Genomic DNA, 9,443 nt, shown 5'->3' on the forward strand with positions numbered 1-9,443 from the left:
CGCGCCGGCGGCGCCCGTGCCGTGGCAGGTCACGCAGACGGCCTTGTAGACGGCCTCGCCGGTCTTGTACGTGCGGGGCGCGTTGGCGTCCTTCACGTCGACCTTGGCGAGCGGGGCGACACGTGCGGCGACCTGTTCGTCGGATAGCGCGTCCGTGCCGGCGCCGGAACGGAACGCATGGTTCGCATAGTTGGCGAACAGGACGATCAGGATGATCGGAATCGCGAACGACGCGATGATGACGGCAATCAGCTGCCCGGGGGTTTTGACGGGAGATTCGTGGGGTGCTTCGCTCATGCTTGCCTCGTCTCCGTGATTAGGAATTGTGAGCGCGGTGCAACGGCAAATGGCAGTCCAATGAAGCCCGGTCGATTATAGACGGAACGTTTACATCACGGCGAGCGGTGCGATGGCGCGTGTTTACCCGCACGCGGCGCGGCCCGGCGGGGATTCGTCGGGCAAGGTGGACGCGTCATGGGAAACCGGGTATCCTTGCCGTCTTGCCAATCGTGGGCGGCCTGTATATTGGGGTCGCTTCACTGTCACAGGCGCCCGTAGCTCAATGGATAGAGTACTGCCCTCCGAAGGCAGGGGTTGCTGGTTCGATCCCAGCCGGGCGCGCCAAGCCTAGTCAGGCTCTCAGCGGTTTTCTCCGTTCGTCGCACTGTCTCGTTGCAGCTGAATTGCAGCTGGCACCGGCACGCGCTCGGCCGTCAGCGGCGTGACCCATTGCGCGAGGTGGTCGGCCGACAGGTGCGCGTACCGCTGCACCATTTCCATCGTCTCCCATCCGCCCAGCTCCTTGAGCACCTGCAGCGGCGTGCCGCGCTGCACGTGCCAGCTCGCCCACGTGTGACGCAGGTCGTGCCAGCGGAAATCGCTCAGGCCGGCACGCTGCAGCGCCTTGGCCCAGGCAGCCGTCGCCGTCTGGTAGACCGGCCGGCCGCGGTAGGTGAACACGCTGTCCGCGCAGTCCGGTGCCCGCGGGTTCGCGTGCTGGCGGTGTAGTACCGCGATCGCGGTTTCCGAAAGCGGCACCGTGATGGCCTTGCGCGCCTTCGCCTGGTCGGGATGGATCCACGCGACGCGCCGCGCGAGGTCGACTTGCGACCACCGCAGCCCCGTTACGTTGGCGCGGCGCAGGCCGGTCTCGAGACTGAAGCGCGCCATGTCGGCGAGATGCGCGGGCAGTTCGGCGAGCAGCCGCTCCGCTTCGGCCGGGGTCAGCCAGCGGATGCGCTTCGAGACGATCTTCACGCGTTTCGTGACCGGCGCGCGCTCCAGCCATTCCCATTCGACCGCCGCATTCAACACCGACTTCAGCACGCCGATCACGCGACGCACGGTGCCGTCGCTGACGGCCCGGTCGGTCTCGACGATGCCGTGCCGGGTGCGCACCGTGCGCGGCTCCCGGCGCTTCGCGAGCGCGATCGCGTCGACGCGGTTCCGGTCGATATCGGCGAGCGCGACGCCGGACAGGTGCCGGTCGAGCCAGCGCAGGTGAATCTTCGACGTTTCCAGGCTGGCGAGCCCCGCGCGTTCGCCGACGTAGCGCACGACCGCGTCGTTCCACGAATGGCGCGGCTTCGTGCCGAGCCGCGCCTGATTCCACAGGTCGACCTTCAGCCGGTCGTGGAATTCCTGGGCCTGCGCTTTGTCGCGGGTGCCAGTGCTTCCCTGTATCGGCGTTCCGCCGCCAGGGGGGTACAGCTTGTATTGCCAGTTGGGGCTGGTCTTGCGCTTGTAGAGCGACATGGGCGGGTTTCCTCTTTCGGATCGTGATGGGCGACGGGCGGGAGCCATTCGCCGGCGAGGTAGCGCTGCAGGGCGGCGACGGAAAAGATCCAGCGCTTGCCGACTTTGCGGCCGGGCAGCGCGCCGGCCCGGGCCTTCAGGCGCACCGTTTCGGGATGGGCGCCGAGCAGCGCCGCGGCGCCGGCCAGGTCGACGGTGGCCGGATGCGGGCTGTCGGCAGGCCGCGCGCCGGGCGGGCACGCAGCGCAACTCGTGGAATCGTGGTTTGCGTGTGAAGAGTGCATAACACGTTGATGTTCAAGCGTTTTGTTGGCCATCGGTTGCCATCATTCAGGCGTGGCGAGCGCGTGGAACCCGTGGCGCGGAATTGCTGCATCGGCGGCGACCGATGGCAATGCGGCGCCGACTCGTGGCGCGCGATGGCGGCTCGTCGCCGTGGCTTCCCGGTTCTCTTTCTTCTTTTTCTTCAATGAGTTGAAGAGAGAGGAAGAAGAAGGGGAACGCCGCCGGCGCGCCAGCCGGACTCATGGCAAACGCGGCATGACACGTGGCGAACCCGGCGTGAGGCAGGGCGCCAGTTTCCTCAGGAATCAAGGACTTGCGAGCCGTCACCGGCGACAACCACGACTCGCGTGCGCTGCCTGCCGGCTCCCGACGGGCGCCGCCGCACGATGACGGGCCGGACAGGGCGCGGCTCATGCGCGGCCGCCTTGCAGCGCGTCGGTCGCCAGATCCTCGCGCACCGACACGTGGAGGCCGAATGCGGCCAGGCGCTCGAGCGACACCGGCGTCAGGTACGGCACGCGGCGCATGTAGATGCGGCGCTCGACCTCCTTCTCGCCGACCACGACGCCGGCGTGCTTGAGCTGCGCCTTGAACACACGGTCGGACTTCACCGGCAGGCCGTTCCACTTGTCGCGCAGCGCGCTCGTGTGCGCGAGGTGATCCATCACGTGCCCGGTGCGCAGCAGCAGGCAGAATTCGCCGTCGACGGTGTCGAACGTGTACGGATGCTTGTAGTTGCCGCCGTCGATTTCCGACAGCACCGTTTCCATGATCCAGACCCACGGCTCGCGGTCGGCGCTGGTTTCGGCGACGTGGCCGTTCATCTCGGCGATCAGGTCGCGCGGGAACTCGCCTTCGCTCGGATCCATGCCGGCGAATTCGCACAGGTAGCGCCACGCGAGCCCGATCGCCGCGTAGTTGCCGGCCATCCGCCGCGCGCCGTCGTCCTCGCCGCTCGCGCGGCAGCCGGCGAGCGCCTGGTCGCGCAGCGCCGCGTACTGGTCGAGCGCGGTGCGCCGGTCGAGGCCGGTCAGGAACTCGAGCCATTGGCGGACCGGGAAGCGCGGCAGATCGTCGGGCAGCAGCGGCCCGCGCTTGCCGGTCAGCGTCGTGCGCACGAGCTTGCCGAGCAGGCTGCGCACCGGCACGTCCTCGCCGGCGAGCATCACCGGCGCGCACAGCAGGTATTCGGTCATGTCGGTGCCGCGCCGCGTCACCGTGTACTGGTAGTTCTCCTGCAGCAGCCCGACCGCCTTGTCGATCACGTCCTGCCGCCGCGCCGACAGCTCTTCCCAGCCGACCGGATGGCTCGTGTGACTGATGCTGGTCAGCAGGCGGAATTCGGTCTGCAGCGATTGCCCCGAGAACATCGTGAACGCGAGCGAGCGCTCGAGCCGCTTGATGAGGGTCGACTTGCCCGCGCCCTTGTTCGCCTGGACCGTCAGATGCGGCCAGAAGCCGAGCAGCGCCTTCAGGTGGCCGCCGAGCGCCCACACGAGCGGGATCGTCGCGGCGTTCTGCCGGAACGTCGTCTGGTAGGCGGCGATCACGCGGCGCGCGTCGCTCACCGGGCCGCCCGGGAACGTGAGGTTGTGATACGGGCACTGCTTGTCCGCTTCGGTGAAGTAGCAGTCGGGGCCTTCGTTGACGATCAGCCGCCCGTCGCGCCACGCGAGCCCGACGAAGTTCGCGGCGCGGCGCGCGCCGAGGTCGGCGCCGCGCTCGAGGATGTTCACCATCCGCTTGAACGGCGCCGGCGCCCAGATCGGGCCGAACTTGCTCCACTGGTCGACGTTGTGCAGCTGGTCGTCGAGCATCACGCGGCGGATCAGCTGCGCACCGTGCCGCGGCGCCTGCACCGACACGGCGAAGTAGACGGTGGGCGCCTGGTCGGCGTCGCCCGTCATCGTCGACGTCGCGCTCGCGACGGCCACGCGGCTGATGCCGGCGATGCGGAAGCCGCACAGGTCGGTCATCACGGGCGTCTCGACGCCGGATTCCTCGTTGCGATCCATCTTGGTGATGTAGTTCGTGAAGTCGGGCCGCACGCGAAACCGCCAGTACTGTGCGAAATCGTGCGCCGGCAGGAAGATGCGCGGCCGGCCGCGGCGCGAGGCGTCGCCGGGCAGGCCGGCGACGAGCCACGGCTCGAGCTGGTCGAGCGCGCGTGCGAGGTCGGCCGGGCCGCGCAGCTGCAGGTAGTCGTTCACGTCGTTGATCGGCGTGCGCGTGGCGTCGCCGTCCGCCAGATCCGCCAGCCAGTCCGACTGGTCGACCAGCACCGCGCTGATGTCGAGCGCGGTCAGCCGTTCGTGGAGTGCCCACGCGGCCTCGGGGCCGGGGCGCTGCCCGGCGCGCGGGTGGCCTTCCGCGAACGGCTCGTCGTTGTCCAGGCAGATCGTGACCTGCTTGCCGCGCAGGAACGCGAAGTCGATGCGCTCGACGTTCGCGAGGCCGCGCAGCGCCAGCGCGGCCGTGCCGGGCAGCGCGCAGGTGTCGATCGACAGCGCGTTGATCGCGCTCTCGACGATGACCACGCGTTTCGCGCGGTCGAGCCGGCGCGCGTCGGCGGTCCAGCCGTAGCCGGCCTTGTCACCCTGGGTCTGCGTCTTGACGCCGCCGTTGAGCGCGGGGTCGACGTAGCGCATGTCGACCGCGACGACGCGCGCATCGCCCGGCGCGCGCACCACGAACGCGGCGGCGGGGCCGCCGTGGCCGACGTCGCCGGCGGGAATCTTCGGGCTCGTCCACGTATTGAAGCCGAGCGTGCGTGCCGCGAACGCCGCGTCGAGCGCCGCGGCGGAGATGCCGCGGCCGCCGAGGTAGTCGCGCACGCGATCGCGTTCGGCCGTGCAGCGGTCGGCGATGTATTCGACGGTGGATTTCTCGCGGCGCTCGGCGGGTGCCGGGCGCTCGGACGGGAGGCCATACGCGTCGTGGAGATAGCGGACGGCGTCGGCCACCGTGCCGCCGCGCGCATGGATCACGAGGTCGATGCACGAGCCGCCGGCGTCGGCGCTGTGATCGCGCCAGCCGGTGCCGTACTTCGGGTGATTCGCATAGATCGACAGCGACGGGCTCCGGTCCGTGTGCTGCGGCGAATGATAGAGCGCGCGGTCGCCGCCGCGGCCGCGCTTCAGGCCGAGGCGGCCGGCGAGGTCATGCAGGTCGATGTGTCGTTTCAGTTCGTCGATCGAGGCCATATCTTCGTCATTGCTGCCGTTCGGGTTGCGGTGATGCGGGCGGCGCGGGATGGCCCGTCGTGGCCGGTGAATGGGCCAGCGCGCGCAGCGCGGCGGCGGATTGCGGGAAACCGAGCGCCAGGCGGTCGGCGAGCGCCGACACGAAGCGGCCGAGCGTGCGTTGCCGCTCGGGGCTGTCCGGCGGGGCGTCGAAGCTCAGCGTGTCGGCGGCCGCCGCGATGGCGGCGCGCAGCGCGGCGTCGTGCGGCGCGGGTTCGGTGGCGTAGCGGTTCATGGGCGCGCCTCCTGGTGATAGACCCGTACGCATCGCGCGGGGTGGCGGACCATCGCCGGGCGGGCGGGGCAACGGACGGCGCGGCCCGCTTGGATCGGGATCATGAGGTGTCCTTTTCAATGGCAAAGGCGATCCCTCGCGCCGTTCAGGCACGATGCGAGGGAAACGCGGGAACGAGGGGTTAGGGCGTCAGACGGGCAGCTCGAGTTGCGCGGCCAGGCGTTCGCGGACGTGCGGCGAAAGCGGCAACTGCAACGCAAGGTTCGGGACGGCGGACGGCGACAGCGTGCGGGCGAATTCCATGTTGACGACGTACGTGTGGCCGCACTCCGGATTCGCGCACTGGAACGTGATTTCGCGGAACGTCAGCGACATCTCACGGCTGCTGCGCGCGGTGGCGCGAGTGCGGCAGTGCGGGCAACGGTTCAGGATTCGCATGGGGTCGTGCTCCGGGCGAGAGTCTGCGCAGGGCCGATCGGACGGTGGGTTGCGCGGGCGATCCGGCTGCATCGCTGGCCGATCGGCGGATGGGTGCGGGCGTGCGCGCGGTTCACAATCGACACTGCGGGCACGGACGGTCGGGCGCGTTCGACGGTGCGGAACATGAGGGCGCCCGGTTCAACGGCCGGCGGTGCGCGAGCGCGGCGCCGCGATCGCGCGCAGGTGGCTCGCGCCGATGCGGATCAGTTCGCGCGCCATGCTGGAGATCGAGCGGTTGCGCTGCGCGGCGAGCTGCTCGAGCTCGCCGCGCTCGGCCGGCGTCAGCCCGACGTAGACGGGTTTGTCCGACATCGTGCCGCGCGGCGAACGGCGCGGGCCTTGGGGAGTAGTCATGGTCGGTATACTTTGTCGAGATAGTCTTGCGTTACGGTAAGGCCAGTGTAATGAGCAAAAAACAGCGCGTCAATTGTTAATGGGTAATTTATGACACAAATCGGGAGTCGCTTGCGGGACGAGCGCTTGCGGATCGGGCTCAGCCAGGACGAGTTTGCGACCGTGGGCGGTGTCGCGAGGCGCTCGCAGTCGGCGTACGAGTCGGATGAGCGCTCTCCCGACGCGTCCTATCTGCTGGCCGTTCGCGAGATCGGTGTCGATATCGGCTACGTGCTGACCGGCGAACGGTCCGCCGCAGGGGAACCGGCGTCGGAGGCCGGCGGCCGCGACGCGGACGAGGCCGACGTGCTGGCGATGTACCGGCAGCTCAACGATGCAGGCAAGGCATCGCTGCACGCGTTTCTCGCCAGTTGCATCAGCACGGGCGCGATGGTGCAGGCGGCGCCGGCGCGACGCGCGAAGCGCCTGCCGGAGAATCGCCGTGCGGCCCTCGATCAGCGCACGGCGGAAAACGTCGAGCGGGCGATGGCCGAGGTCGAACGGCTGAAGTCCGAGCGCGCGGCGAAGCAACCGAAGAAATAAGCGGCCGCGCGGCCCGGCGCACGCGCTGCTGCGCATGCCGGCGGCGCGCTGCGCGCGGTCGCACGTAGCCCGATCCGGGCCATGGCGCAGGCGGCCCGTCCCCTTTCCGTTTTCCCGATTCCACGGCGGTGCGCCGAGCGCGCCGCGCAAGCGCATCGGATAAAATCGGACGAATCACTGTATATCCATACAGTATTGGTTTAGCATTCTGAAAGCCGGTGAGCTGGCGGCGGGGCGTTCCGAGGCGACCCGTCGTGTCAGGCGGCCCCCGGTGGATGACTGAGTTTGCGGAGACCGGAAAAATGGACACCAACAGGAAGCACGACATCGGGACGATCGGCGCGTCGGCGCGCGCCGACCATCGCGCGGACCCGCGCGGATCGACGATGGGCCCGCCGCGATATCGTCCGGACCTGACCGACGACGAGCGGGCCGACGCGCACGCAAAGATCGATAGCGCGATGCTGTCGGTCGGGCAGGTGCTCGAGGCCGCGCTGCAGGCGATGGCCAACCTGCGCGATGCGCGAGCCACGTTGCAGCAATGCGGCGACGCGCGGGACACGCGCGTGACGCTCGGCGGGCGCCAGCAATCGAGCTGAAGCGCCGCCACGCCTCCCCGCCGGCCGGCATTCGCTCCGGCCGCTGCATCGAATCCGAGCCGCCCACCCCGCGCATTGCGTCGCCCCGCCCACCGGGATCCTGACTTCGCCACCGCGATCGCCGGCACGCGATCGCGTGCCGGGCATCGCGGCCCTGCGCGTTACTTCACCCGTCAGCGCTTGCCGGTTCGACCCGACTGCTTCGGCGCATCGCGTACCTCGAGCTCGAGCGCGGTCGTGAACCCGCCGTCGCCGATCGTATGCGTCGCCTTCTTCACGAGCCACGGCGTCTCGTCGATTTCCGGCTTGAACCCCGTCACGGTGACGGGCATTTCGGGAAACAGTTCGGGCCGGCCCAGTGCGAGCGTGTAGCTCAGCGTCGACTGGCCGCGCTGCGTGCGCGCATAGTCGGCTTGCGCGGCCGCCCGGGCCTCGGCTTCCGTCGCGTAATCCTCGGGCAGCACCTTGACGTTCTTGCCTTTTGCGTCGCCGACGACCACCGACAGCCGCCGCGCGCTGCCATTCGAGTGATAGTGCGCGCGCACCGACGTGTAATCGTCGCGCTGCGCGATGTGGTAGCGATGCTGGTCGCCGCTCGCGCGGGTGATGGCCAGCACGTCGAGCGGCTTGCCGCTGACGGTCTTGCCGCTGCCGATCGGCATGAACAGCAGGCGCTTGTCCTTCACGGTCATCACCGCGTCGTAGCGCCTGGCGAGGCGCGTCAGGAACGACATGTCGGATTCCTGCGTCTGGTCGACATGGTCGATCCGCGTCGCGGCGAGCGTGGCGTCGACGGCGGCCGTGAGCCCGTGGCGCGTCGCGATGGTGCGCACGATCGCGCCGATCGTCTGCCGGTGCCAGCTTTTCTCGCGGCGCTCGTGCATGCCCTTCGTCATCGATGCCGAGCGCGCGCGGATCGTGATGACGTCCGGTGCGCCGCCGTGCTCGACTTCGTCGACCGTGAACGCGCCCTTGTCGACGAGCGGCTCGCCGACCCAGCCGATCGACAGCTTGATGCTCGCGCCGCGCTTCGGAATCGCGAACGTGCCGCGCGCGTCGTCGAGCACCAGGTCGAGCATGTCGGCCTCGTCCGCGCGCGATTCCGACAGCGACAGGCTGATGAGGTTGGGCGCGATCAGGCGCGACAGGTCGCGGCCGTCGAGCGTGATCCGATAGTCGGCCTGCGGCTGCACGCGGCCCGCGCGGGCCTGCGCATCGCCCGGCTTGCGTTCCAGCGTGCTCATTGCTCGTCCGCTCCGCTTTCGTCGTCCTGCTGCGGCTCGGCCAGCACGCCGTCGTCCACGCGCTTGAGCGTGAGCGTGAACGCGATCTTGCGCGCGATGCCTTCCTTCGTGTGATACGTGGCCGTCTCGTTGAGGCTGTCGATCACGTACGCGCCGTACACGTTGCCGTTCCCGTCGACGAGCACGTAGGCGTCGCCGGCGTCGCCCATCCGGGCGAGCGCCTCGATCGACGCGATCTCGCCGATGCCGTTGTCGGGGGCGACGATGCCGGACAGCGTGATCGTGTCGTCGCCGGCGCCGGTGAACTGGCTCGCATCGCGCACGCCGATGCGCGAGCTGGTGCGGTGCTTCCAGTTGCGCTGGCGCTGGAGCTCCTGGTACGGCGTGGTCGCCAGGCTGAAAACGAACTGGTCGAGCGACATCATCATGGGCGGGTTTCCTTCAACGAACGATCAATCGGACAGGCGCGAGCCGGCGCGCGACGCCTTCGCGCGTTCGGCGCGTTCGAGCTCGGCGCGCACCATGCGCGCGATCTCGGCCAACTTCTCGAGCAGGCCGACGACGCGCTCCGCCTGCTTCACGGTACGCACGAACGGCACCATGATCTCGACGTTGGTCAGGCCCATCTCGTCGCGCACGCGCTTCAGTGCACGGCACTCCATCTCGA

The 9,443-nt window shown here is 69.2% G+C and carries 11 protein-coding genes, 1 tRNA gene and 1 pseudogene; 3 read left to right on the plus strand and 10 right to left on the minus strand.

Annotated elements, in window-relative coordinates; genetic code table 11:
* Positions 1-297: pseudogene (locus tag G3N96_RS35745) on the minus strand (cytochrome c); the annotation flags it as partial.
* 251 nt (positions 298-548) lie between these two features.
* Between G3N96_RS35745 and G3N96_RS35750 the strand changes: the two are divergent.
* Positions 549-624 (plus strand) — tRNA-Arg (locus tag G3N96_RS35750).
* Between the two features lie 15 nt (positions 625-639).
* Here the strand turns inward: G3N96_RS35750 and G3N96_RS35755 are convergent.
* From G3N96_RS35755 to G3N96_RS35775, 6 genes are all read right to left on the minus strand, one after another.
* Positions 640-1,710: a site-specific integrase gene (locus tag G3N96_RS35755; protein ID WP_241022984.1), complete on the minus strand. Its 1,071-nt coding sequence runs from the start codon at positions 1,708-1,710 to the stop codon at positions 640-642.
* On the minus strand, positions 1,623-2,072 hold the full coding sequence (locus tag G3N96_RS39505; RefSeq protein WP_346778932.1) for a helix-turn-helix domain-containing protein: 450 nt from the start codon (positions 2,070-2,072) through the stop codon (positions 1,623-1,625). Before G3N96_RS39505 ends, G3N96_RS35755 begins: the two co-directional genes overlap by 88 nt.
* A 378-nt stretch (positions 2,073-2,450) precedes the next feature.
* Entirely contained in the window at positions 2,451-5,243 is a 2,793-nt protein-coding gene (locus G3N96_RS35760; protein ID WP_206140123.1) for a toprim domain-containing protein, read from the minus strand.
* Positions 5,244-5,250: 7 nt separating this feature from the next.
* Complete coding sequence (locus tag G3N96_RS35765) at positions 5,251-5,517, minus strand: hypothetical protein (RefSeq protein WP_089460273.1); 267 nt, start codon at positions 5,515-5,517, stop codon at positions 5,251-5,253.
* Positions 5,518-5,706: 189 nt separating this feature from the next.
* Positions 5,707-5,955, minus strand: a complete 249-nt coding sequence (locus G3N96_RS35770) for an ogr/Delta-like zinc finger family protein (protein WP_048251455.1) — start codon at positions 5,953-5,955, stop codon at positions 5,707-5,709.
* 180 nt (positions 5,956-6,135) lie between these two features.
* The gene (locus G3N96_RS35775) at positions 6,136-6,351 is read right to left on the minus strand and encodes a hypothetical protein (protein ID WP_124582292.1); all 216 of its coding nucleotides are present in this window, start codon (positions 6,349-6,351) and stop codon (positions 6,136-6,138) included.
* A 162-nt stretch (positions 6,352-6,513) separates the two neighbouring features.
* Between G3N96_RS35775 and G3N96_RS35780 the strand changes: the two genes are divergently transcribed.
* Both G3N96_RS35780 and G3N96_RS35785 read left to right on the plus strand, forming a co-directional pair.
* The gene (locus tag G3N96_RS35780; protein WP_069249199.1) at positions 6,514-6,933 is read left to right on the plus strand and encodes an XRE family transcriptional regulator; all 420 of its coding nucleotides are present in this window, start codon (positions 6,514-6,516) and stop codon (positions 6,931-6,933) included.
* Between the two features lie 302 nt (positions 6,934-7,235).
* Entirely contained in the window at positions 7,236-7,532 is a 297-nt protein-coding gene (locus G3N96_RS35785; protein ID WP_206140124.1) for a hypothetical protein, read from the plus strand.
* A gap of 173 nt (positions 7,533-7,705) precedes the next feature.
* On the opposite strand, the gene G3N96_RS35790 is transcribed toward G3N96_RS35785, so the two are convergent.
* The 3 genes from G3N96_RS35790 to G3N96_RS39945 form a co-directional block, all read right to left on the minus strand.
* On the minus strand, positions 7,706-8,776 hold the full coding sequence (locus G3N96_RS35790) for a phage late control D family protein (RefSeq protein WP_206140125.1): 1,071 nt from the start codon (positions 8,774-8,776) through the stop codon (positions 7,706-7,708).
* Entirely contained in the window at positions 8,773-9,204 is a 432-nt protein-coding gene (locus G3N96_RS35795; RefSeq protein WP_069246823.1) for a phage tail protein, read from the minus strand. Before G3N96_RS35795 ends, G3N96_RS35790 begins: the two co-directional genes overlap by 4 nt.
* A gap of 24 nt (positions 9,205-9,228) precedes the next feature.
* Positions 9,229-9,443 (minus strand): hypothetical protein (locus G3N96_RS39945; RefSeq protein ID WP_346778933.1); only part of this gene is annotated, 215 nt, incomplete at its 5' end.

Source organism: Burkholderia sp. Se-20373, assembly GCF_017104705.1.
In the GTDB taxonomy this organism is placed as follows: Bacteria; Pseudomonadota; Gammaproteobacteria; order Burkholderiales; family Burkholderiaceae; genus Burkholderia.